Consider the following 23602-nt stretch of genomic DNA (forward strand, 5'->3'; position numbering starts at 1 on the left):
GGCCGGCTCCCCTCACTCGTCGACGCGCGTGCCCGGCCCGAATGGGCCAAGATCGCGCTGGGCTGATCACGAGTGTACTGAACAGACGGACCCGCGCACAGCCCGGTTTTCCGCCGCGCGCCCCCAGACCCCGGCCGGTCACTTCACCGCGCCGGCGGTCAGGCCCTGGACCAGGAAGCGTTGCAGCATCAGGAATCCGGCCGCGACCGGGACACTGACCACCAGCGAGGCGGCCATCACCTGGTTCCAGTAGACGCCGGCCTGGGTGGAATAGAGCTGTAGCCCGACCGGCAGGGTCCGGCTCTGCTCGCTGGTCATGATCGAGGCGAACAACACCTCGCTCCACGCCGTCACGAAGGCGTAGATGGCGACCGCCACGATCCCCGGGGTGGCGACCGGCACCACCACCCGGAGCAGCGCGCCGACCGGCCCGGCGCCGTCGACCAGGGCGGCCTCGTCGAGTTCCCGGGGGATCGAGTTGAAATAGCCGACCAGCATCCAGATCGAGAACGGCAGCGAGAAGGTCAGGTAGGTGATGACCAGGCCGAGCCGGGAGCCGTACAGGGTGATGCCGGTGAGCTGGTCGATGTTGACGTAGATCAGGAAGAGCGGCAGCAGGAAGAGGATGCCCGGGAACATCTGGGTGGAGAGCACGGTCACCGAGAAGAGGGCCCGGCCGGGAAACCGGAACCGGCTGATCGCGTACGCGGCGAAGACCGCGACCAGCACCGAGCAGAGCGCGGCGGCGGTGGAGACCAGCACGCTGTTCAGGAAGTACCGGCCGAGCGGGATCGTCCGCCAGATGTCGGCGAACGGGCGCAACGTCAGCTCGGTCGGCCACCAGTGGAACTCGCCCTGTACGTCCCGCAGCGGCTTCGCCGCCGAGGTCGCCATCACGTAGAGCGGCAGCAGCACGATGGTGGTGAAGAAGGCCAGGCCCACCCAGCGGACCCAGCGGAACCAGCGGGGCTCAAACAGCACGGCGGCGCCTCCTCGCGGTCAGCAGCAGATATCCGGTGGTGAGCAGGAGCAGGAAGAGCAGCAGCAGCACTGACATCGCCGAGCCGAGCCCGAAGTTCCAGGTCACGAAGGAACTCTGGTAGATGTGCACCGAGATCAGGTCAGCCTGGTCCGGCGTCGCAGCGCCGAACAGCACGAACGGGGTGGTGAAGTCGTTGAACGTCCAGAGGAAGAGCACCAGGACCAGTACCAGGTTGACCGGTCGCAGCATCGGCAGGGTCACCCGGCGGATCTGCTGTCCCGGCCCGGCACCGTCGATCGCCGCCGCCTCGTAGAGGTCGGTCGGGATGTTCTGCATCCCGGCCATGATGATCAGGAAGGCGAACGGCCAGTGCCGCCAGACCGAGACCAGCACGACCGCGACGAAACTGCGGTCGCCGAGCAGCCAGAACGCCCGGTCGTCGGTGAGGTGCAGATTGTCCACCAGCAGGTGGTTGAGCATGCCGTTGTCCCGCTGGAGCAGGAAGTTCCAGGCGATCACCGCCGCGTACGCGGGCAGCGCGTACGGGACGAGGAAGAGGGTGCGCAGCAGTCCCCGGCTCCGCATCGGGCGCTGGAGCAGCAGGGCGGCGACGAAGCCGAGCAGCCACGATCCGGCGACCACCAGCAGGGCGTACGCCAGGGTGATCCAGAGCGAGCGCAGCAGCGAGGCGCCGATCGCGGAGTCGACGTCCAGGGCTACCCGGTAGTTGCGCAGTCCCGCCCAGGGTGCCGCCGACCAGTTCCGGATGAAGAACTGGGTCAGCTCCCGGAAGCTCATCCAGACGCCGACGGCCATCGGCACCAGGTGGACCAGCAACTCCAGGGCGAGCGCGGGCAGCAACAGCAGGTACGCCAGGCCGGGCCGGCGCCAACCGGCACCGGCCCGTCGCGCTGCCCCGGTCGCCCCGGGGCGGTCAGCCACCGGTACCCATCTCCTGCTGGGCCTTTTCCAGCGCCGCCGCGACCTCCGGCTCGCCGACCGGCTGTCCACTGGCGACCTTGGCGAAGAGGTCCCGCATCGCACTGCCGACCGTGGTCTCGAACTGGCTCTCCTCGGGCACCTGCGGCAGCGGCGCGGCCGTGGTGGCCAGTACCTCCTGGAAGATCTTGATCTGCGGGGTCTGGAAGGCCGGGTCGGAGTAGGCGTCCTTGACCACCGGCAGCGACCCGTACGCCTTGTTGAGGATCTGCTGTTCCGCGCTGCTGGTCAGGAACTTCACCAGCTCCAGCGCGCCCGCCCGGTTGTCGGTGTTCTTGAAGACCGAGACGTTGATCCCGGCAACGTGGCTGTTCACCGGCTTGCCGCCGGGCGGCAGTGGGTCGGCGATCGGGATCGGGGCGACGCCGTACTCGTCGGGCTTCATCCCGGCGGCGGCGAGTACGCTCACCGCGTTGCTCTGCCAGAGCAGCATCGCGGCCTTGCCCTTGGCGAAGTCGCCGATCGGCTGGGTCGGGGTGCTGTATTCGGCGTTGCTCGGATTGACGATCTTGTCGGTGGCCATGAAGTCGAGGTACTGCTTCACCGCCAGCACCAGGTGTTGGCTGGTGAACTGCGGCTTGCCCGCGCCGTCGAAGAGGTCCACCCCGTGCTGCTGGCCGAAGATGAAGGCGTGGTGCGCGTTCTCGGTGTAGCTCGCCCCCTCGACCGCCAGCCCCCACTGGTCGCCCCTGGTCAGCTTCTTGCCGGCGGCGACGAACTCGGTCCAGTTCTTCGGCGGGCTGGTGATGCCGGCCTCGGCGAAGAGCCGCTTGTGGTAGAAGAGCCCGTACGCCAGGCCGTAGAGCGGCACCGAGGTCGGTGGCTGGCCGGCCGCGCCGGTCGCCGCGAAGCTCGGCCCGAGGAACCGGGTCGGGCCGCCGAGCGGATCCAGCTCGGCCGACTCGAACGGCAGGAAGGCGCCGGTGGCCTGTAGCGAGGCGGACCAGGTGTTGCCGATGTTGAGCACGTCGGGGCCCTGCCCGGAACTGGTGGCGGCCAGGATCCGGTTGAGCAGGTCCGGCCAGCCGATCACCTCCAGCTCGACCTTGATGCCGGTCTGCTGGGTGAACTTGTCGAGTTCCGGTTGCAGGATCTTCCGGTCCTCGTCCAGGCTGGGCCCCTGGTTGCTGGCCCAGTAGGTGAGGGTCTTCCCGTCACCGCCGCCGCCGTCGTCTCCGCAGGCGGCCAGCGGCAGCAGCAACAGCACGGCCGCAGCGGTCGCGCCGACCTTCCGAAATCGCATGTCAACCCCCAGGACACCGTTGCCGGAGCGGCCGGCGAGCATCCGGCCGCCATCGATCAATGGAAATGCACTCAATCACGTCTGTCAATGCATCCGACCCGACGCGCGGCCCGTTCCCGCCCGGGACAGCGGGCGGGTAGTGCCGGCTCTACCAAGCGCAGATGGCCCGACCTGGACCGATGTCCTAACATCGCGGCATGGGGGACGGCGCGGCCTCGATGGATTCCCTGAACACGCCGTCGAGCGGGCCCACGGTGGGCAGGCTGCTACGGACGCACCGTCTGCACAGCGGGATGACCCAGCGCGAACTCGCGGGCCGTGCCGGCCTCAGCATCGCGGCGCTCCGGGACCTGGAGCAGGGACGGAGCGCGAGGCCGAGACACGCCTCGGTGGCCTCTATCGCGGCGGCGCTCGGACTTGACGACCGGGCCAGGGAGGCGCTACACACCGCAGCCGCCGCAGCGATGCGGACGTACGAGGCAGGCCGCGTTTCCGACCCCGGTGCACCCGTACGGATCCGGGTACTGGGGCCGCTCGAACTCAGGCGCGGCGACGATCTCGTCACCATCGGCTCGGCCACCCAACGCGTCCTGCTCGCGAAGCTCGCCCTCGGCGCGCCGGAACCGGTCACCCGGGACTCCCTCCGCGGGCTGCTGCAAGGCCAGTACTCGTCGGGGGATCCGACGAGGCTCCTGCGTACGCACCTCACCCGACTACGCCGGCTAATCGAGCCCTCGGGCGAGCGCCTCATCCTCCCGACGCCGTCGGGCTACCGCCTCGTGGCCACCGCCGAGCAGCTCGACCTGGCACGACTCCGACACCTGCGCGAAGAGGCGCGCGACACGTCGACCGAGTCCGCGCTCGAACTCCTCGCACAGGCGGCCGAACTGTGGCGGGGCGGGTGCGACCTGGACGAGCTGAGCGAGGACCCACTACTCGCCTCGGTCACCGAGGAGTACGTCACCCTGCTGCGGCGCTTCGCCGAGATCGCCCGGGACATCGGCGAGCCGGAGCGTCCGTTGCCACGGTTGCGTGAGCTGGCCGGTCGCCTGGAGTTCCACGAGCCGCTGCACACCGAACTGATCGTCACGCTGGCTGCCAGCGGGCGGCAGGCAGAGGCGCTCGCGGCGTACCAGCGCATCCGAGCCAACCTGCGCGAGCAGCTCGGGCTCGATCCAGGGGAGTTGCTGCGCGACGCCCAGGTGGGTGTGCTGCAACAGCGATGGCGAGTACCCGAGACGGTCGCCCGCAGAGTGAACCTCTTCCCACCTGAACCGCCCGGCGGGTACGCCTCGACTTCCACCTTCGACCACGACGGACCGCACGGGGAAGTTGGCAAAGGTTCAGTGGTCCAGCAGACGCCGGCCGCCCCGGCCGGTTTCGTCGGCCGGGAGGCGGAACTCGCCCGCGTCATCGCGGCCTTCGACCGTGCGGATCACGAGCTGCGGCACGCGTCGTCGCGGGTCGTCCTCGTACACGGCGCCGCCGGATCCGGAAAGACAGCCTTGGCGCATACCGCCGGGCACCGGCTGCGCCCGCAATATCCCGGCGGCCAGCTCTATGCCGACCTCGGTGGCGCGTCGCGCGAGCCCGTCTCACCGGCGGCGATCCTCAGCCGATTCCTGAGAGCACTCGGTGTCCCCGCTGATCGCATCGGCGGCGACATCATCGAGGACTCGTCCCTGCTGCGCACCGAGTTGGCCGGGCGCCGGATGCTCGTCGTGCTCGACAACGCGGGCGACGCGGCACAGGTGCGACCGCTGCTGCCGGGTGCCGGCCGAAGCGACGTGCTGGTGACAAGCCGGCGGCTGCTGCGCGGGCTGGAGGTCGCGGCCTCGGTACCGCTCGGCACCCTGACGGCGACCGAGTCGCTCGACATGATCGCGGCGGCGGCTGGCGGGGACCGGGTCGCGGCTGACGCCCGGTCCGCGCAGGAGCTGGCGAGCGCCTGCGGCAACCTCCCACTCGCGTTGCGGATCGCGGCGGCGCGACTGGCGAGCCGTCCGTCGTGGGCGATCAGCGACCTCGTGCAACGGCTGCGCGACGAGAGCGGACGCCTCGCCCAGCTCGACGACGGGTCGACGAGCGTACTGGCCAGCTTCCAGCTCAGCTACGACAGCCTCAGCGAACCGGCACGGCGGGCGTTCCGGCTCTGCTCGCTCCACCCGGCGCAGGACTTCGGGGTGACCGCCGCCGGCGCCCTGCTCGGGATGGCGGACGCCTCGGCCGAGAGAGTCCTCGACGAGCTGCTCGACGCCAACATGCTGCTGCAGTATTCGGCACACCGGTTCCGCTTTCATGACCTGCTCAGGCTCTATGCCGGGAAGCTGGCCGAGGCGGAGAGCGCCCAGGTCCGACACGACGCCCTCGATCGACTGCTGACCTCGTACACCGAGCGGGTGACCGCCGCGATGGACTGGGTACTCCCGCAGATGGTCCGGCTCGCCGGCCATCCGCGCAGGGAGAGCCAGTTCCCGGACGAGGACCGGGCCGCCGCCTGGCTCGACGTCGAAGCGACCGCGCTGGTGCTCTTGGCCGAGCAGGCCGAGCAGGCTGCGCAGGACGGTCGGGACGGTCAGGCCGGTCGGGACGGCGGACTCTCGGGCTTCGCCTGGCGAATCGCCGACCAGATGCGCGGCTACTTCCTGGTCAACCGCCACGTCGACGGCTGGAACCGGATCGTCGAGGCAGGCTGGTGGGCGGCGGAGCGCTCGGACGACCGCCGGGCGCGTGCGGCGATGCTGATGTCCAGAGGGCAGGCGCGAAGCCTGGTCGGCCGCGACATCGAAGGTCTCGACGACGCGCTCACCGCCCTGCGGATGGCCGAGGAGTGCGGCTGGGACGCGGCCGCGGCCTATCTCTCCCACAACGTCGGCTGGCAGTACTACGAGTTCGGGCGCCTCGCCGATGCCGAGACGTGGTTCGGCCGAACTCTCGACATGACCGCGCACGAGCCCCTGGGGCACATCCGCGCGGCGGCCCTGAACGGGATCGGCATGATCATGCTCGATCGTGGACGGTGCGAGGACGCCGCGACGAGCCTCACCTCGGCACTGGAGATCAACGAGACGACGGGGCGCGAGCGCTTCGCGCTGGTCAACCGGGGAAACCTCGCGAGTGCCAATCGCCAGCGTGGTGCGCTCCGCGATGCGGCCGAGCAGCTCGATACCGTCCTGCGCGGGTACCGACGGTGCGGAGACCTCCGGGGCGAACTCTCCACTCTGGACGAGCTGAGTCGCCTGGAGATCGACCGGCGAAACCTCGCCACGGGGTTGAGCCTGGCGCGGCAGGCGCACGATCTCGCGGTCAAGATGTACGACCGGCGTGCCCAGGCGATGACCGCTGGCACGCTCGGGGAGGCACTCCGGGAGAACGGCGACCTCGCACACGCGCTCGACGTGCTCCGCGACGGCGTTGCCATGGCGAAGCGCCACTCGTACCGCTATCTGGAGACCAGGGCACGGGTGGGCCTCGCCCGTGCCCTGGCGCTGGCCGGTGAGGTGGGTTCGGCGCGAATCGAGGCCGACCGGGCCGGGCGGGTCGCCGACGAGCTGGGGTTCGGCACGCTCGCGACGGAGGCGAGGGCGGTCGCCGGCACCCTGTACGGGGACTCCGGTCGTGGCGTCGATTCCTGACGCGCTGCCGTGCTGGTCCTCCAAAGAGGCGGAGCACGCCCCACGACCGGAGGCCCGGCGGGCCCGTTCCCCACGAAGCCGGGACGGACCCGCCGGCAGTACGACTAACTAGCCGGTGACACCGACCACGCGGTAGTAGCCCAGCGGGGTCGTGTAGTCGATGCTCATGTAGCCGATTCCCGCACTCGGGTTCATGGCCGAGTACAACTGCCCGCCGCCGGCGTAGAAGCCGACGTGGCCGCTGTAGAAGATCAGGTCCCCGACCTTGAGGTTGCTGCGGCTGACCCGGATGGCATCGCGACTCTTGAGGTTGCTGAGGTCGGCGTTGTTGTTGTCGGCCTCCGAACGCGCCCAGTCGTACTGCTGCGCCGACGACCTGACGCTGTCACCCCAGTGGGGAAAGTTGGTCACGCGGTGGTAGGCGAATTTGACGAGGCCCGAGCAGTCGAACGCGTCCGGACCTTCGGCGCCCAGGACGTAGCGCTTGTCGATCTGGTTGAGGGCGTACTGGTAGGCGAGCCGGGTGTAGTTGAAGGTCTTCTTCGTCACCGAGCACGTGGTCCCCTGCGCACTCGTGCCGTTGCTGACCTTCACCTCGAGGTGGTTGAACTGGGCGATCCCGGCCGGGTCCCAGGAGTGGCCGCCGCCGCTGACGGAGGCGCCGTAGCCGCCGTCGACCGCGAACACCACCTCGTCGTTCCGGAAGACCCAGCTTCTGCCGTTGCCGGACGCGTCCACGGCGACCATCTTGATCACCGGCGAATTGCCGTCCGAGCTGGTGTCGGTCAGTTCCCAGTGCACCTTGGCGGAGCGGGTACCCTCCCACTCGACCTGGATGACCGCGCGAGCCCCCGGGCAGCCGACCGGGATCTCGAGGCTCGGGTTGCCGATCGGCGCGGCCGAGGCCGGCGAGGCCATGGCGAAGCTGGTGGCGAGGAACACCGGTACAGCAATCAGGATCGCTGATAGTGACCGGCGTTGCCGGGCGGGCTTCTTCGTCAGCATTCGACTCTCTCCCTCGGTTCGTCCGTCCCTTGATCGGACGTGAGGAGATTAGGAATCCGCATGGCGCCGTCGATTCCCGTACTTCACCCGTACCGCGCCGCCGCTCGGCCGAGCGCCGCCGGCGAGCGAGGGCCCGCCGGCGGCGCCACCGAACTACCGGTACGGCCGACCGCTACGGCTTCGGGATGGCCACCGCCGTGTACGTGGTCTCCGGCGTCGGCGGGGTGCTGAACCGCGCGTTCGGCAGATAGAGCCGGTTGCCGTACGAGGCGACGGTCGTCGGGATGTCGAACCGGGGATCGGTCAGCCGTTCCACGATCCGCCCCGAGCGGCCGTCCGACGACAGTCGCAGTACGGCCACCGTGTTGAGCCGGTTCAGCACGGCGTACAGGGTCCGGCCCTCCAGCAGCAGGCCGTCGCCGTTGGTCAGCAGTTCACCGCCCAGGTCCACCTGTCGGGCCACCCCGGAGGACGGGTCCACCCGGAACAGCAGGCCGGTGTTGGACTGCACCACGAGCAGGGCCCGGCCGTCCGGCGTACGGCAGATGCCGTTCGCGTTGTTGCCGGTGGTGTAGACGATGTCCCCGGTCAACGGCAGCCCGCGTACGCCGCCGCGCCGGCCGGTCGGTACGACGTACAGCACCGGGTTCTGCGAGTCGGTGAAGTACGCCGAGTGCGGGGTCAGCACCACGTCGTTGACGAAGCTCGGCTCGGTGGTGAAGGTGAGGTCGGCGAGCAGCTTGCCGCTTCCGGCGTCCACGATGCGGCCGGTGCCGGCCGTACCACCGGCGACGAAGAGCCGGCCCCGGCCGTCCAGCTTCAGTCCGATCGACGGGAAGCCGGCGCCCGGTCCCTGACTGATCACCCGGCCCTCGCCGGTCGCCAGGTTGACCCGGTAGATCGAACCGTCGGCCCGGGAGCCGAAGTACGCGAACGGCAGCGCGCCGATCGTGATCCCCTCCGGCATCCAACCGTCGGGCAGGTCGAAGGTGTCGGGGAACCGCTTCCGGGGGTGCCTGTCGGGGGCGTACGCGCTCGCCTTCTCTGGAGTGCCGACCGCGGCGGCTATCCCCAGCGCGGCGAAGCCGGTCAGGACATTACGTCGGATCATGGGCGTGTCTCCATCCGTACTCCTGAGGGTGTCGCAGTGCCGGAGGGCACTGTCCGTCGAGGAGACACGCACGGACGGATCGACGGGTTCAACTCCGGTCGGGATCGACCGACTGCCGGGACAACGCGGCGGCGGAGAGCCGGCGGGCCGCCTCGGCGCGCTGTTCCCCCACCTCGGTGTCGGGTTCCGGGTCGTCGTTCCCGGAGCAGATCAGCCCGAAGAGAGTCGGGTGGTCGGAGATGTCGGGGCGGCGGCCGGCGTACCGGAGCAGGGTGTTCGCGGCGTGGTAGCGGACCAGGTAGTGGCGCTCCCGGACGGCTGCGGCCAACGCGTCGACCAGCCCCGGAGTCGGGGCGAACCCGGCGAGCGCCATGGCCGCGTCGATCCGGTCCCCCCAGTGCGCCCCGTCGGCCAGCACCGACACGACCGGCTCGGCCCACGCCTCGTCGCCGGTCAGCACGTGCAGGGCCTGGGCCACCCGGACCTTGAACGTGCCGGAGGCGCCCGGAAGCGCGGCCCGGAGCAGCGCCTCGGCGTCGGGCGGAGCCAGCCCGTCGCCGGCCAGCGTGGCAATCGACTGGGCCGCCAGCGGGTCACGTTCGGCAATTCCGGCACCGAGCATCCGGGCCACGACCTCCGGCTCGTCCCCGGCGACGGTCAGCAGCCAGGTGAAGTCCGGGCCGTCATGCCAGACCAGGTACGGATCGCCGAACACGCCACGCCGCCAGTGCTGCCACTCCACGCCCCTGCCCCCCACCGTCACCTGCCTTGTCCATCCCCGCGCCAGCACTCGGGCGGGTACCGACCTACTCGTCGCCCGCGTCGTGGGCGAGCAGCGCGAGCTGGATCCGGTTGTCCAGGTCGAGCTTGGCCAGCGCGCTGGAGACGTACGCCTTGACCGTGCCGACGGAGAGGAACAGCCGGTCGGCGATCTCGCCGTTCGACAGCCCTTCCGCCACCGCGACGGCGACCGCCCGCTCCCGTTCGGAGAGCAGCCCGAACCGCTCCCGGGCCCGCTGGTGTCGCTGGTCGCGGCGGCGGTGCGGCGCGACGCCCGCCACGTGGTCGATCAGGGTACGCGCGACCGTCGGGGAGAGCACCGGCTCACCGGCGGCGGCCCGGCGTACCGCGTCGACGATCTGCTCCGGCGGGGTGTGCTTGACGAGGAAACCGGCCGCGCCGTTGCGGAGCGCGTCGAGGATCGTCGCGTCGGCGTCGAAGGTGGTCAGCACGATCACCTCCGGGCGCTGCCCCGATCGGGCGGTGATCGCCCGGGTCGCCGCGATCCCGTCCAGCAGCGGCATCCGGACGTCCATCAGCACCACGTCCGGGCGCAGCCGGGTCACCGCGTCGGCGACGTCGGCCCCGTCCGCCGCCTCGCCGACGACCTCAATGTCGGGCGCCCCGCCGAGCATCAGCCGCAGCCCGGTCCGGACCAGCGCGTCGTCGTCGACGAGCAGTACCCGGATGGCCGGCTCGGCACCCTGCGCGGGCGGCTGGCGCCCCGGCGCGTCGCCCGAAGTCATGCCGCCCGGAGTCATGCCGGCCAGGGTAGCCGGGTGGAGAGCCGGAACGTCCCGCCGACCACGCCGTGCTCGATGGTTCCGCCGTCCAGGGCCAGCCGTTCGGCGAGCCCGGTCAGCCCGGCACCGGCCCCGGGCAGGTCACCGGCCGGGTGCGGGGAGGAATCCGCCGGCCGTCGGCGGGCATCCGCAGGTGGCAGCGGATTGGTGATCGTGGCGACGACGCCGGTGCCGGGATCGACCTCCACCCGTACCGTCACCTCGGTCTGGCCGGCGTGTTTCCGGGCGTTTGTCAGTCCCTCCTGGACGGTGCGATAGACCGTACGCTGCACCGCCGGCCGGAGTGACTCGGCCGCACCGGGTGCGCAGACCATCTCGAACGTCACCCGCTGACCGGCCGCCTGCGCCTCCTGGACCAGTCGGGAGATGTCGGCCAGCCTCGGCTGCGGCGCCGACCGGTCGGCCGTACCGGCTTCCGGGTCCGGCCCACCGCCGCCGTTCCGGTCACCCCGCTCCGGCCGCAGTACGGCGAGCACCTCGCCCAGCTCGACCAGGGCCTGCCGGGCGTTGTCCCGGATCACCTCGATCGCCCCACCGACCTCACCTGGCTTGAGCGGGACCCCCGCCCCTGCGTCGGCCTGGCTGGTCCGGTACGCCAACGCGCCCGCGTGCACCGAGATCAGCGAGATCCGGTGCGCGAGTACGTCGTGCATCTCCCGGGCGATCCGCTCCCGCTCCGCCTGGCGGGCTCCGGCCAGCCGTTGCTGGTGTTCGCCGCGCTCCCGGTCGACCTCGCGACGAAGGTTGGCGATGAGTTCCCGCCGGGCCCGGACCGCGATCCCCCAGCCGAGCGGCACCAGATACATCAGCAGGATCAGCGTGAGGTATGCCCACTGGGTGACGCCGGGCGGCGGATTCTCGTAGCCGAACAACAGCGCCGGCACCAGGTGCAGCGCGGTAACCAGGGTCGCCGGCAGCCAGTTGCGGTGCACCGCGATGGTGAGCACCGTGACCAGGGCCGCGCCGAGCCCGGTCGCCGCCAGTGCCAGCACCAGCACCATCGCGACGCCGAGAAGGATCGGAAAGCGCCGCCGCCACCAGAGGGCCAGGCAGCCGATGGCACCGACCCAGGGGTCGATCGTGATCATCCAGCCGGGAATCGCGTCGACGTAGTGCAGCGGAGCGCCACGCCAGGTCCACGCCCAGAAAAGCACCGCCAGGCCGAACAGCACGGAATCCACGACCCAGGCCCGAACGGTGCGCTGCGGCTTGTCACTGGGTTCGGCGTGAGCCGGCCCGGGTGGCGTGGCGGTGTCGGTCCGGCCTCGACCGGGCGACCGAAGGCGTCGGGCCAGCTCCATGCGCCGAGCGTACAAACGGGCGGCCCGCCGCCGGACCTGGTCAACCGGCCAACAGCCCTGGCCAGCCGACCAGAACCGATGGCCGACCGGCAGCGGCGCCCGGCCGGGTCCGTACCGCAATGTCTGGGGATGGGACAGCAGCAGCCGCAGCCCGGCCGAGCGCCGACCGCCCCGGACCCGCACCACCCGTCCACCCCGACCGGCCCGACCGCCTCGCCGGGGCGGACCGCCTCGACCGTCGCGCCGTCGCGTCCGGTGGAGCCCGCCGAGCCAGGCCCGGCGGCGGTGGCCGGGTCGCTGGGATTGCGCCCGCTCCGGCACCGGGTCGAGCGCCGGGCCGTCGGCTGGTGGAGCACCCGGGTCATCTTCGCCGTCGCGCCGCTGGTCGCGGTCCTCTCCATCGGGTACGCCGTGCTGCCCGCCGCCGCCCGGAGCTGGCTCGGCCCGATCCTGCTGGTCACGGTGTTGACCTGGTTGGCATACCTGGCCGTGGTGCCGTCCTGGCGGTACGCCATACACCGTTGGGAGGTCACCCCGGACGCCGTGTACGCGGTGTCGGGGTGGTTCGTCCGGGAGTGGCGGGCCGCCCCGATCTCCCGGATCCAGACCGTCGACACGGTCCGGGGGCCGCTGGAACAACTCTTCGGACTGGCCACGGTAACCGTGACGACGGCCTCGGCGAGCGGCCCGGTCGTACTGGTGGGGCTCGACGCGGACCTCGCCGCGCGGACCGCCGGGCGGCTCACCGAGATCGTCCGGCAGACGGCAGGGGATGCGACGTGACCCCGGCCCCCGAGACGGCGCGCAACTCGATTCCGGCGACGGAGATCCCGTGGCAGCGGCTCGACGCCCGGATCATCTGGGTCGACGGGCTCTTCGCGCTGCTGTCGCTCGTACCCGCCGGGTTGGCTCTGCTCGTCGCCGACGAGCCGCACGTCTCGACGCTGATCCCGGTGCTCGCGGTGGCCGTGGGTGGGGTTGTCGGCGCGGCCCGGGACACGCTGCGCTGGGTCAAGACACGGTATCGGCTGACCGAGGAGCTGGTGGAGCTGCGCACCGGCCTGCTGGTCCGGCAGCACCGCACGCTGCGCCGCGAGCGGATCCGGACCGTCAGTACGACGGCGCGGCTGCGACACCGGCTCGCCGGGCTGCGGGTACTCACCGTCGGGGTCGGCCAGCCGGGCGCGACCGGGTACGAGGCGTTGCATCTCGACGCGGTCACCCGGACGGCCGCCGAGGACCTCCGCCGGGAGCTGCTGGCCGGCTCGCCGGAGGTGGCGCCGGTTGGTGACGAGGTCGATGTCGACGGCGGGGCGCCCGGTGAGCGGGTCTTCGCCCGGATCCGCTGGTCGTGGGTCTGCTACAACGTGTTCAGCGTGTGGGCGCTGGTCACGGCGGCCGGGCTGCTCTGGGGCGGCTACTGGCTGGCGCAGTCGTTCGGGTTCGATGCGGCCGGATTCGTCTCCGGGCTGCTGGACTGGCGGTCCCTCGGTCCGTGGCGTACCGGTGCGATCGCGTTCGTCGGCGTCGGCGCGCTCGGGGTGCTGGGCATGGCGGTCGCGTTCGTGGCCGAGAACTGGGCCTTCCGGCTGGTACGCGTCGACACGCCGACCGGTGCCATGCTGCGTACGTCCCAGGGATTGTTCCGGACCCGGGAGGTGAACCGAGATGTCAGTCGGCTGCGCGGGGTAGAAATTTCGGAGCCGCTGCTCTGGCGCTGGATGGGGATGGCCGACACCAACGTCATCTCGACCGGGCTGACGATCTGGAGCATGACGCCGGCCACCACGATCCTGCCGCGCGGCCCGATCGGCGTGGCGCGGAGGGTGGCAACCCGGGTGCTCGACCTCGACGCCGGGGCCAGCCCGTTCGCCGTACCGCCGCGTCGGCATCCGCCGGCCGCGCTGCGCCGCCGGATCGGCTGGGCGACGCTGGTCACGCTCGCCGTCACTGGGCTGCTTGCCTGGCTGGGCGGTTTCGTCGAAGCGCTGCCGTCCTGGCTGTGGTTGGGCGGGGTGGGGCTGCTGCCGGTGGCGCTGGGGGCGGCGGTGGTGGCGTGGCGGGCGCTCGGGCACGGCATCGTCGGCGAGTACCTGGTGGTCCGGTCCGGGTTGGTCAGCCGGAGCACGGCGGCGCTGTCCCGCCCGGCGGTGATCGGCTGGCGGCTGCGCCAGTCGGTGCTGCAACGACGCCTCGGCCTGGCCACCCTACTTGCGACCACCGCAGCCGGCCACGGCCAGTACGCGGCCGTGGACATGCCCGCGCGGACTGTGGTCACCTTCGCCGAGCAGGTGGTACCTGGTTTGCTCGCCCCGCTGGTCGCCGACGGGCCGGCGGTCGAGCAATCGACCGCACCAGTCCCCGAGTCCTCGGCACCGGACGCATCACCCCTGGAGGGAACATGTCATCGCGTCGGCTGACCCGAGTGCTGCTCTGGTGTGGAGTGGTCGGACCGCCGCTGTTCATCCTGGTGTTCCTGGTCGACGGGGCCACCCGGGCGGGCTACGACCCGACGTACCACCCGGTGAGTGCGCTGAGTCTCGGCCCGCGCGGGTGGATCCAGATCACCAATTTCGTGTTGACCGGGCTGCTGATGCTCGGCTTCGCGGTCGGGTTGCGCCGCGCCCTGCGTCCGGGGCGTGCCGACCTCTGGGGGCCGCTGGCGGTTGGCGTGTTCGGGCTCGGCTTGGTGCTCTCCGGCGTCTTCGTGATGGACCCGGCCCACGGCTATCCGCCCGGTGCGACGCTGGACGGTGCCATGACCAGTCTGCCCGGCGTACTGCACGACAACCTCGGCATCGTGGTGTTCGTGTCGGTACCGGTCGCCTGCTTCGTACTGGCCCGCCGCTCCGCCGGACGGCCGACCGATCGCGCCTGGGTCGCGTACGACCTCCTGACCGGACTCGCCGGCCTGGCCCTGTTCGTCACCTTCGGTACGGCCTGGGAAGCCGACCATCCGTCGACCGGCCTGATCCAACGAGCGATGATCACCGTCGACTGGACCTGGATCACCGTACTTGCCCTACGGCTGCTCACCGAGTCCCGTAGCCGGTCCGCCAAGCTGCCGCAGGTCAGCTCCACACGGGGTAACGGCGGATCTACGACCCCGTAACCCCGAGCTGCTATGCCTGCTCGTCCTCGTCGTCCCGGTCCTTGAGCTGCTGAGGCCGGTACTTCCGGATGTACTCCTCGACATCGCTACGCAGCCACACCGAGCCAGCGATCAGGGTCTGGAACGGCGCCGGGAACCGGCGATCGGCGGTGATCTGCCGCAACCGCGAGCGGCCGACGCCAAGCATTTGAAGAATCTCGGCCGGTCCGACCAGAGGTCCCGGAGGAGGGTCCTGTCCCATCCACACGACGGTAGGCACACACTGGTCTACCCATCTTTGCGCGCATGATGTAGCGCGCATATGTTGACAGGGCAGCAGAGACCAGGAGAGGATCCGGCCAAGCCCTTGTCCGGGTGGCCATCGCAGGCGGTCGGGCAGGGTGCTGAACACGGGGGCTGCCGCCGGTCCTCTTCTCAAGTCCTCCGGCGCCCGACGGCAGCCCCCACTCGCCTACCTGCCGAGGAGGGCAAGCCCGTGCGAGGGGACGCGTACAGCTCCGACCCGCCACCACGTATGACCCTGGAACAACAGAACGAGCGACTGAAAGCCGAACTCGCCTCCTGCCAGCAGGCCCTGTGCCACCTTCAGTCCCGGCTGACCGAGGCCAAGGTCCGGCTCGGCATGATCAGCCGGATCGTCCGAGACGTCGAACGAACCAGACGCGCGCCCGGCGTGTCCTTCGCTGCCGTCCGGGCAGCGCTGTACGTCCAGCCGGATCGACTCCGCGATCTCGGAGCCGACCTACCCATCTTGTAGGTCAGGCAAGGTTATGAGCCGGATCAGGGCCCCGCCTCCTCGCTGTTCGCCTACGAGTCCCCAGCCTCCGGCTACGGAGGTGTGTGCTACAGCCCGAGCTCAGCGATAAGCGCCTCGATGGTTGGTGCGACTTCGACCCACCGCATCTTGCTGTCGAGGTACACCACCGACGGCGCGTCCATCGAACGGCGGAAGTCCAGCGCGAACGGCTGGTCCGCACCGAGGTCACCGAGCAGCAGCGACATTTGTGGATCGATGTCACCTGGTGGGTTGGCGGGATCTGGTGTGCCGATATAGAGCTGCCGGAACTCGTCGTCGTAGTCGATGTCGTCGATCCACCGGGCGTTCCGCCTCATCTGTTCGACAGCCAGGAAGACGGGTCCGTATGCGGGCTCGCCGAACATCCTGACGTAGATGTCGCTGCCGGCAGGCGCGGTCCATCTGCCCTGTTGCGCCACATCGACCAGCGCGGGCGGGAGGGGGAGGCCGTCGGCGTGCACCGGCCAATGCTAGTAACCGAGGCAGGCCGTGACGATTGCTCGGGTGGTTCCCACGTCGCGGAACTGAGCCCGTTCCGGCTGCCGTTTCGCGGAGCTTGACCCGATTGACCGTAGCCCGGCGTGTGGACGAGTCAGCCGATGATGCTCCAGGCGAGTACCCGGGCTGGCGCGCCGACCATGATCTGGCGTACGACATCCGAGCCGAGTCGCGTACGCAGCCGGGGTAGGAAGCGGTTCGGCAGGTACGCCAGTCCTGGCATGCCGCCGTACGCGACGTAGCGGGTGCGGCGGGCGACGTCGCCGCCGAGTAGCAGGTGTCCGGCCATTCCCTCCCCGCACACCGCCTCGATCAACTCGATCAGGGCGCTGTCCGGCCGGTACCGGTGTCGGGCCATTCCGTCGTAGCCGAGGTACGCGCCCCGCTGGGCGAGTTCCACGTGCAGCCCCGGGTCCGGGTTACGGTCCGCGTGCGCCAACACCACCCGCCCCGGCTCGACGCCATCGACCCCCAGCAGGTCGAGCACCTCGTGACCAGCACTCCCGTGCTCCAAGTGAACCATCACCGCAGCACCGGTCGAGCGGTGCGCAGCAGCCACCGCCCCGAGCACCCGCCGCTCGAACGGACTGATCGACCAGTACCCGATCCCCGCCTTGAGCAGCCCGGCCCGCACCGGCCGCCCGTCCGGAGCGAGCGCGACCGCCGTACCGCCAGGGGTTTCCGGGGTTGATCCGGCGTCGCGGGCCGGGCAGCCATCCACGAGGTCGGCGTGGAACCGGGCGGCGAGGTCCGCCTCGGTGGCGGTGACCAGCGGATGGTCCGGACCATAGTGCGCCTCCCGGTGCGCGCCCGTCGTCGCCACCACCCGCATCCCGGTGGCGGCGCTGATCCTGGCGACCGCCGCCGGATCGCGGCCCAGCCCGACCGGGGTCGCCTCGACCATCGCGGTGATGCCGGCGGCGAACAGCAGCCCGGCCTCAGTGTGGCTGGCCGGCTCGTCGTCCAGTTCGTCGCCGGGCAGCAGCGGAGTGACCTGGAACAGGTGCTCGTGGTAGTCGGTCGGGCCGAGCAGCTCCGGCGGCACGTCGCCGAGCACGGTCCGGACGAAGCTCACGAGCTAACCCCGCTCACCGCACCGCCTCGGCCGCCGCCGAGAGCCGCCGCACCGTCGGCGGATCCACGGGTACGTCGAATATCTCGGCGATCGCCTGGCTCCAGCCGTGGATGAAGTATCGCCAACCGTCGACCACGGTCAGCCCGCGCTCGTCCTGCTGCTCCCGAGCCTGGTGCAGGAACTCCAGGCTGCCCCGGTAGTTGAAGTCCCAGGCGTAGCCGTCCCGGGGCAGCCGGACCCCGGACGGCAGCGGCGTCCCAGGCCGATCTTTGCCGAGGCCGGTCGCGTTGACCACCAGGCTGCCGTCCGGGAGCGCGTCGAGCAGCGCCACGATCTCGGCGGGATCGGTGACCGGCAGGTATCGGACGAGGTCGGCCGGCAGGCCACCCCGCTCCACGACGCCGCGCAGGTGGGCCAGCCGGCTCGGGTCGGTGTCGGTGCAGACGATCCGGCGCGGCCGGTCGGCCCGCTGGCCGAGGTACCAGACCAGCGCCGTCCCGGCGCCGCCCGCGCCCAGGCAAACCACCTCGGCACCGATCGCCCCAAAATGATTGTCCGGCAGAAAGTCCCGCACGGCGAGGCCAGCGGTCAGCGGGTCCTTGGCACCCCCGACCAGCCGGCCGTCCCGCTTCGCGATGCTGGAGATCTCGCCGCAGAGCTGGGCGAACTCGTCCACCTCGTCGAAGAGGTCGTGCGCCGCCTGATAGAGCCGGAGCTTGTGGGTGGTCACCAGCGCGCCCCGGTGCGCCGGGTCGTCCCGGATCCGCTTGACGAGGTCCCGATATTGCGCGTCGTCGGCGTCCAGCGGCAGGTCGTAGCCGACCAACCGGTCGATCGGCAGGCCGAGGATCTCCGCCCACCTCGGAAAGACCCGGTTGATCGACGAGCCGCCGGTGGTCACCCCGACGAAACCCATGTAGCCGGCGCCGTCCGACCCCCCGCCGACCGATCCGGTACGGCCACTTTCGCCAATCCGCGCGTCCACCGCTGATCCCCCTCGTGCCCTTGCTGTCCTCGCCCGCGCCCGGTCACCGCCGCGCCGGCCGCTCACCCCGTACCCGGCCCGCCGGTAGTCCGGACGGGATGCTTTGGTACGCCACCGCCGAGCACCGCCAACAGATCGGCCACGGCGAGCGAGCCCATCCGGTCGATCGCCTCCACGGTCTGCGCCCCGACGTGCGGAGTCAGTACAACCCGGTCAGCCAAAGCGTCGGCGAGCAGCGGCGAACCGGCACCGGTCGACTCCGTGGCCAGCGTATCGGCGGCGTACCCGGCGACCCGGCCGGTACGCAGCGCTGCGGCGAGGGCCGGCTCGTCGACCAGGTCGGCGCGGGCGCTGTTGACCAGGATCAGCCCGTCCCGGGCCCCGGCCAGCCACTCGGCGTCGACCAGTGGCCGGCCGCCGCCGGGGGCGTGCAGCGAGACCACGGTACAGCGGCTGGGCAGTTCGGCCAGGTCCGCCGGTTCGGCACCCGCCGCCCGGATCGCCTCCGCGTCCAACATCGGGTCGTACGCGAGCAGCGTGGCACCGAACCCGCGCAGCCGCTCCCCCACCGCCCGGCCGATCCGGCCATACCCGACGATCCCTACCGTCAGCGAGCCGAGTTCCCGGCCCCGGGACACGCTCCACTCGCCGGCCCGGACCCGGCGGTCCCCGGTCGGGATGCCGCGCAGCACGGCGAGCAGCAGTCCGACGGTCAGGTCGGCGACCGCCTCGGTGTTCGCCCCCGGAGTATTGGTCACCACGACGCCGTGCGCCGCCGCCGAGGTCAGGTCCACCGCGTCGACCCCGACGCCGTACCGGGCAAGTATCGCCAGGCGGGGGGCGGCGGCGAGGTGTTCCTCGGTCACCGGCGCGGTGCCGGCGATCCAGCCGACGGCTCCGACCAGCAGTGGACGCAGCGCGTCGAGCCGATGGTCGGCGGGGCCGCGTACCACCATCAGGCCGGCGGCGCGCAGCTCACCGAGCAGGTCCCGGGAGCCGGACGAGAACGACCGGGAGGTGACCAGCACACTCCGCTCGCTCATGCCGACCCGCCGCCCGCCGACCCGCCGCCCGCCGACCCGCCGCCCGCCGACCCGCCGCCTGTCGACCCGCTGCCTGTCGACCCGCTGCCTGTCGGCTCACCGCCCCGGGCCGCGTTCCACGGCTCCAACCGCCGGTACGCGTCGAGGAAGATCGCGTGCCGCCGCCGGTAGTCGGCGTGCCGAGCCGGATCGGGGCTGAACTCGGCGGTGACCTCGGAGAGTTTCCGGGCGGCGCCGAAGTCGTCGACCAGCCCGAGCCCGACCGCCGCCGTCACCGCCGCACCCAGGCTGTTCGCCTCCTCCACTATGGAACGTCGCCGGACCGTGGCGCCCCAGACGTCGGCGAGGATCCGCAGCCAGGCGTCACTGGCCGCACCGCCGCCGATCGCGTCCACCCGGTCCACCGGCAACCCGTGCTCGCGGAACGCGTCGACGCAGGTGAGCAGGTTGAACGCCACCCCTTCCAGTACCGCCCGGACCAGGTGCGCCCGGTCGTGGTGCCGGCGGAGCCCGACGAACGCCCCGGCCGCCTCCGGATCCCAGTACGGCGAGCGTTCGCCGAGCAGGTGTGGCAGGAAGTAGAGCCCGTCTCCGGCCGCCGTAGCCGTCTCGGCCGCCTCGACCAGCCGGTCGAACCGATCCCGGTCACCGGCCGGCTCCAGCACGTCGGCGATCCACTCCAACGATGCCCCGCCGGCCTGCATGGTGGCGGTCGGCACGTAGTGCCCGGGTACCACGTGGTCGAAGGTCATCGTCCGCATCGCCGGGTCGTGCAGCGGGCGCGGCGCGGCCAGCGACACCCAGGACGACGAGCCGAGATAGCAGTACGCGCCGTCGGCCGGCGAGACGACTCCGGCACCGACCGCCGCCAGTGGCCCATCCCCGCCGCCCATCAGCACCGGAGTGCCGACCCGCAGCCCGGTCGCCTCGGCCGCTTCCGAGGTCACCGTGCCGACCACGGCGGTGGCGGGGACGATCTCCGGCAGCAGCGCCGGATCGAGCCCGGCCGCGCCGAGCACCACGTCCGACCAGGTCCCCCGCTCCTGGTCGTACGCGTTCGTGGACGACGCGTCGGACGGGTCGGTGGCGAGCCGCCCGGTCAGCCGGTATACGGCGTAGTCCTTGGCGAGGCAGACGTGCCGCACCCGCCCGAACACCTCCGGCTCGTGGTCACGTACCCACATCACCTTGGTTATCGAATACGTCGGGTTCAGCCGGTGCCCCAGCAGCTTGTACGCCCGCTCCGCCCCGATCCGCTCCACCAGTTCGGCACACTGCGCCCCGCTGCGGGTGTCCGCCCAGATGATCGACGGCCGGACCGGCTCGTACGCCGCGTCCAGCAGCACCGCGCCCATCATCTGCCCGGAGATCGCCAGCCCCCGGACCTCGGCGGGGTGCACGTCGTGCCGGGCCATCAGTTGCCGGGTGGCGTCGGCGAGCGCCGTCCACCAGTGCGCCGGGTCCTGTTCGGCGATCCCGCCGGGGGCGTACCGGGTCGGATAGGTCACGGTGACCGCGCCGACCAGGGCGCCGGTGTCGGTGTGCAGCGATGCCTTGTCGCCGGTCGTGCCGAGATCGTGTGCGATCAGCATCGCTCGCTCACGCCCCCCGCCGGACGCGCCGACGCCCCTGCAACTGGTCGACCCCCACCGCTACCAGGATCAACGCTCCGATCGCCACCTGCAACCAGAACGGGTCGATCCCGAGCAGCGTGCCACCGTTGTTGAGCAGCCCGACGATCAGCGCCCCGACCAGGGCACCGAGCGCGGAACCCCGGGCACCGAACAGGCTCGCCCCGCCGATCACGCATGCGGCGATGGCCTGGAGTTCATAGCCGGTGCCGGCGGTCGGCACCCCGTTGCCGAGCCGGGAGGCGAGCAGGATGCCGCCGAGCGCGGCCAGCGTACCGGCCAGTGCATAGACGCTGAGCAGCACCGACCGGACCGGTACCCCGGTCAGCCGGGCCGACTCCGGGTTGGAGCCGACCGCGTAGACGTAGCGGCCCCAGACGGTACGCCGCAGCCCGAAGCCGACCAGCAGCGCGATGAGTACGGTCAGCCAGATCAGGTTGGCGATGCCGAGGAACTCGCCCCCGGCGATCGAGGTGAACGACCTCGGCAGCGGCTGGATGGTCCGGCCGTCGGTGTAGAGCAGGGTGAGCCCCCGGGCCATGCCCAGGGTGCCGAGCGTGACGATGAACGGCGGCATCTTCAGGATCGCCACCAGTACGCCGTTGACCAGCCCGATCGCCGCCCCGGCGAGCAGCGCCAGCAGCACGGCGAGCAGCACCGATCCGCTGCCGGCGGTGTCGAAGACCGCCTTCGCGGCGATCACTCCGGAGAGCCCCACCACCGAGCCGACCGAGAGGTCGATCCCGGCGGTGAGGATCACCAGGAGCTGCCCGATCGCGATGATCGCGTAGATCGAGACCTGGCGTCCGAGGTTGTCCAGGTTGGTGCCGGTCAGGAAGGTGTCGGTGGCCAGGCTCAACCCCAGCACCAGGAGTACGAGTACCGGCAGCCCGCCGAAGCCCCGGCCGAGCAGGCTACCCAGCCCGAGTACCTCCGGCTCGGCCGTCTTGCCCTGCCCGGTCGGGGACTCCGGTCCGACGGCAGCCTCGGTCACTTCTCTGTCGCGGGTCGTCATCAGGACTCCAGAGGGGCTTGCGGGGTCATCGGGGCCGTCGAAGCCTTCGGGGCCGACAGGTCGGCTGCGGAGGTGGCCGGGCTGGTGAGCCGGAGGATGCCCTCCTCGGTCGCCTCGGCCGCCGGCAGCTCGCCGACGATCCGGCGCTCGCGTACCACGACGATGCGGTCGCAGAGCCCGAGCAGCTCCGGAAGGTACGACGAGACCACCAGTACGGCGATGCCGTCCCGGGCCATCTCAGCGATCGCCTGGTAGATGTCGGCCTTGGCGCCGACGTCGACGCCCTTGGTCGGCTCGTCCAGCAGCAGCACCTTGGCACCGGTGGCGAGCCAGCGGGCCAGCAGTACCTTCTGCTGGTTGCCGCCGGAGAGCGAGGTGACCGGGTCGTCGAAGGAGCCGTACTTGACCCGCAGCCCCTCGACGGCCTGCCGGACGTGCCGGCGCTCCCGGCCACCACGCAGTACCGGCCCGCTGGCGACCCGGCCGAGGCTGGCGATCGACACGTTCGCCTCGATGGAGAGTTCCAGCAGCAGCCCGGACTCCTTGCGGTCCTCGGTGAGCAGTGCGACGCCGTGCCGGGCCGCCGCCCGGGGCGAGCCGGCCGGGATCGGTGTCCCGTCGACCCGGACCTGCCCGCCGTGCACGGGATCGGCGCCGAAGACCGCCCGGACGATCTCGGATCGGCCGGCGCCGAGCAGCCCGGCCAGCCCGACGATCTCGCCCCGGTGCACGGTCAGCTCGACGGGTGCGGCGAAGCCGGGGATCCGCAGCCCGCGTACCTCCAGTCGGGGCGGCCCGATCCCGTGCCGCTCACCGGGATAGAGGTTCTGCACCGGGCGGCCGACCATCGCCTGGATCAGCGAGTCGTGGTCGTACTCCCCGATCGGCCGGGTCGCCACCAGCCGGCCGTCGCGCAGCACGGTGACCCTGTCCCCGACCTCGAACATCTCTTCCAGGCGGTGGGTCACGTAGAGCACGGTCTGCCCGGCGTCGCGCAGCGCGGCGACCCGCTCCAGCAGCGCCGCCGCCTCCCGTTCCGAGAGTGCGGTGGTCGGCTCGTCGAAGATCACCAGCTTGGCCCGGGTACCGAGCACCCGGGCGATCTCGACGAGCTGACGGGTGGCGGTCGGCAGGGCGCGTACCGGCTGGTCGAGATCGAGATCGGCCAGGCCGACCCGGTCCAGGTGGGCCAGCGCGGTACGCCGCTGCGCGGCCCGGTCCACGATGCCGAAGAACCGGCGCGGAAAGCGGCCCATGGTCAGGTTGTCCAGCACGCTGAGGTCGGGCAGCAGGCTCAGCTCCTGGTAGACCACCCCGATCCCGGCGTCCCGGGTCTCCACCGGGGACGGGCGCGGCCCGAGCGGCACCCCGGCGACCGAATAGTCGCCCCGATCTCGGGCAACCGCGCCGGTCAGCACCTTGATCAGGGTGGACTTGCCGGCCCCGTTCTCCCCGGCGAGGCAGTGCACCTCGCCGGGGAGCAGGTCCAGGTCGACGTCGCCGAGCGCCGTCACCGGCCCGTACGTCTTGGTGACCCCGCGCAGCCGTACCACCGGCTCGTCGCTCATCACACCCCCTCCGGGTCAGC

The 23602-nt window shown here is 71.3% G+C and carries 21 protein-coding genes; 5 read left to right on the forward strand and 16 right to left on the reverse strand.

The annotated features are described in order from the left end of the window. Positions 1 to 138 precede the first annotated feature (138 nt). Genes Pma05_RS32490 through Pma05_RS32500 form a run of 3 tightly spaced genes read right to left on the reverse strand, consistent with a single transcriptional unit; the run spans position 139 to position 3224 of the window. Positions 139 to 981 carry a carbohydrate ABC transporter permease gene (locus Pma05_RS32490; protein WP_239313576.1) on the reverse strand — a complete coding sequence of 281 codons (843 nt, stop codon included), beginning with the start codon at positions 979 to 981 and terminating at the stop codon, positions 139 to 141. Further along, positions 971 to 1924 (reverse strand): carbohydrate ABC transporter permease, encoded by a 954-nt coding sequence (locus Pma05_RS32495; protein WP_239313579.1) that lies wholly within the window; start codon positions 1922 to 1924, stop codon positions 971 to 973. Before Pma05_RS32495 ends, Pma05_RS32490 begins: the two co-directional genes overlap by 11 nt. Next, a complete protein-coding gene (locus Pma05_RS32500) occupies positions 1917 to 3224 on the reverse strand; it encodes an ABC transporter substrate-binding protein (RefSeq protein ID WP_203861324.1) in 1308 nt (435 codons plus the stop codon). Before Pma05_RS32500 ends, Pma05_RS32495 begins: the two co-directional genes overlap by 8 nt. A 197-nt stretch (positions 3225 to 3421) precedes the next feature. On the opposite strand from Pma05_RS32500, the gene Pma05_RS32505 reads away from it, so the two are divergent. Beyond that, positions 3422 to 6859 (forward strand): BTAD domain-containing putative transcriptional regulator, encoded by a 3438-nt coding sequence (locus tag Pma05_RS32505; protein WP_203861325.1) that lies wholly within the window; start codon positions 3422 to 3424, stop codon positions 6857 to 6859. Between the two features lie 108 nt (positions 6860 to 6967). Here the strand turns inward: Pma05_RS32505 and Pma05_RS32510 are convergent, their stop codons facing one another. The 5 genes from Pma05_RS32510 to Pma05_RS32530 all read right to left on the reverse strand — a co-directional run bounded on the left by Pma05_RS32510 (position 6968) and on the right by Pma05_RS32530 (position 11739). Further along, positions 6968 to 7864: a C40 family peptidase gene (locus Pma05_RS32510; protein WP_239313582.1), complete on the reverse strand. Its 897-nt coding sequence runs from the start codon at positions 7862 to 7864 to the stop codon at positions 6968 to 6970. Positions 7865 to 8036: 172 nt separating this feature from the next. Then, positions 8037 to 8975 (reverse strand): SMP-30/gluconolactonase/LRE family protein, encoded by a 939-nt coding sequence (locus Pma05_RS32515; protein ID WP_203861326.1) that lies wholly within the window; start codon positions 8973 to 8975, stop codon positions 8037 to 8039. 88 nt (positions 8976 to 9063) lie between these two features. After that, the gene (locus tag Pma05_RS32520) at positions 9064 to 9732 is read right to left on the reverse strand and encodes a HEAT repeat domain-containing protein (RefSeq protein ID WP_203861327.1); all 669 of its coding nucleotides are present in this window, start codon (positions 9730 to 9732) and stop codon (positions 9064 to 9066) included. Between the two features lie 49 nt (positions 9733 to 9781). Then, positions 9782 to 10501, reverse strand: coding sequence for a response regulator transcription factor (locus Pma05_RS32525; protein WP_203861425.1), 720 nt, complete (start codon positions 10499 to 10501; stop codon positions 9782 to 9784). Between the two features lie 11 nt (positions 10502 to 10512). Further along, positions 10513 to 11739 (reverse strand): sensor histidine kinase, encoded by a 1227-nt coding sequence (locus tag Pma05_RS32530; protein WP_203861328.1) that lies wholly within the window; start codon positions 11737 to 11739, stop codon positions 10513 to 10515. Between the two features lie 249 nt (positions 11740 to 11988). Between Pma05_RS32530 and Pma05_RS32535 the strand changes: the two genes are divergently transcribed. The 3 genes from Pma05_RS32535 to Pma05_RS32545 are packed head-to-tail and all read left to right on the forward strand — an operon-like array spanning position 11989 to position 14971. After that, positions 11989 to 12642: a PH domain-containing protein gene (locus Pma05_RS32535; protein WP_203861329.1), complete on the forward strand. Its 654-nt coding sequence runs from the start codon at positions 11989 to 11991 to the stop codon at positions 12640 to 12642. Next, positions 12639 to 14279 (forward strand): PH domain-containing protein, encoded by a 1641-nt coding sequence (locus Pma05_RS32540; RefSeq protein ID WP_203861330.1) that lies wholly within the window; start codon positions 12639 to 12641, stop codon positions 14277 to 14279. Before Pma05_RS32535 ends, Pma05_RS32540 begins: the two co-directional genes overlap by 4 nt. Then, entirely contained in the window at positions 14261 to 14971 is a 711-nt protein-coding gene (locus Pma05_RS32545; protein WP_203861331.1) for a DUF998 domain-containing protein, read from the forward strand. The genes Pma05_RS32540 and Pma05_RS32545 overlap by 19 nt, the downstream gene beginning before the upstream one ends. A gap of 10 nt (positions 14972 to 14981) precedes the next feature. Here the strand turns inward: Pma05_RS32545 and Pma05_RS32550 are convergent, their stop codons facing one another. Then, positions 14982 to 15212 (reverse strand): helix-turn-helix transcriptional regulator, encoded by a 231-nt coding sequence (locus Pma05_RS32550; protein WP_107271281.1) that lies wholly within the window; start codon positions 15210 to 15212, stop codon positions 14982 to 14984. Between the two features lie 234 nt (positions 15213 to 15446). On the opposite strand from Pma05_RS32550, the gene Pma05_RS32555 reads away from it, so the two are divergent. Next, positions 15447 to 15728 carry a hypothetical protein gene (locus Pma05_RS32555; RefSeq protein WP_203861332.1) on the forward strand — a complete coding sequence of 94 codons (282 nt, stop codon included), beginning with the start codon at positions 15447 to 15449 and terminating at the stop codon, positions 15726 to 15728. Positions 15729 to 15814: 86 nt separating this feature from the next. Here Pma05_RS32555 and Pma05_RS32560 read toward each other — a convergent pair whose 3' ends face one another. From Pma05_RS32560 to Pma05_RS32590, 7 genes are all read right to left on the reverse strand, one after another. Continuing rightward, positions 15815 to 16228, reverse strand: coding sequence for an SMI1/KNR4 family protein (locus tag Pma05_RS32560; protein WP_203861333.1), 414 nt, complete (start codon positions 16226 to 16228; stop codon positions 15815 to 15817). Positions 16229 to 16359: 131 nt separating this feature from the next. After that, the gene (locus tag Pma05_RS32565) at positions 16360 to 17340 is read right to left on the reverse strand and encodes a phosphotriesterase family protein (RefSeq protein WP_203861334.1); all 981 of its coding nucleotides are present in this window, start codon (positions 17338 to 17340) and stop codon (positions 16360 to 16362) included. Between the two features lie 13 nt (positions 17341 to 17353). Continuing rightward, positions 17354 to 18325 (reverse strand): shikimate dehydrogenase family protein, encoded by a 972-nt coding sequence (locus Pma05_RS32570; protein WP_203861335.1) that lies wholly within the window; start codon positions 18323 to 18325, stop codon positions 17354 to 17356. Positions 18326 to 18387: 62 nt separating this feature from the next. Continuing rightward, entirely contained in the window at positions 18388 to 19368 is a 981-nt protein-coding gene (locus Pma05_RS32575; RefSeq protein WP_203861336.1) for a phosphoglycerate dehydrogenase, read from the reverse strand. After that, positions 19365 to 20960: a xylulokinase gene (xylB, locus tag Pma05_RS32580; protein WP_203861337.1), complete on the reverse strand. Its 1596-nt coding sequence runs from the start codon at positions 20958 to 20960 to the stop codon at positions 19365 to 19367. The genes Pma05_RS32575 and xylB overlap by 4 nt, the downstream gene beginning before the upstream one ends. A 7-nt stretch (positions 20961 to 20967) precedes the next feature. Next, the gene (locus Pma05_RS32585; RefSeq protein WP_203861338.1) at positions 20968 to 22014 is read right to left on the reverse strand and encodes an ABC transporter permease; all 1047 of its coding nucleotides are present in this window, start codon (positions 22012 to 22014) and stop codon (positions 20968 to 20970) included. Beyond that, a complete protein-coding gene (locus Pma05_RS32590; protein ID WP_203861339.1) occupies positions 22014 to 23582 on the reverse strand; it encodes a sugar ABC transporter ATP-binding protein in 1569 nt (522 codons plus the stop codon). The genes Pma05_RS32585 and Pma05_RS32590 overlap by 1 nt, the downstream gene beginning before the upstream one ends. Positions 23583 to 23602 lie beyond the last annotated feature (20 nt).

The organism is Plantactinospora mayteni (genome assembly GCF_016862935.1).
GTDB lineage: Bacteria > Actinomycetota > Actinomycetes > Mycobacteriales > Micromonosporaceae > Plantactinospora > Plantactinospora mayteni.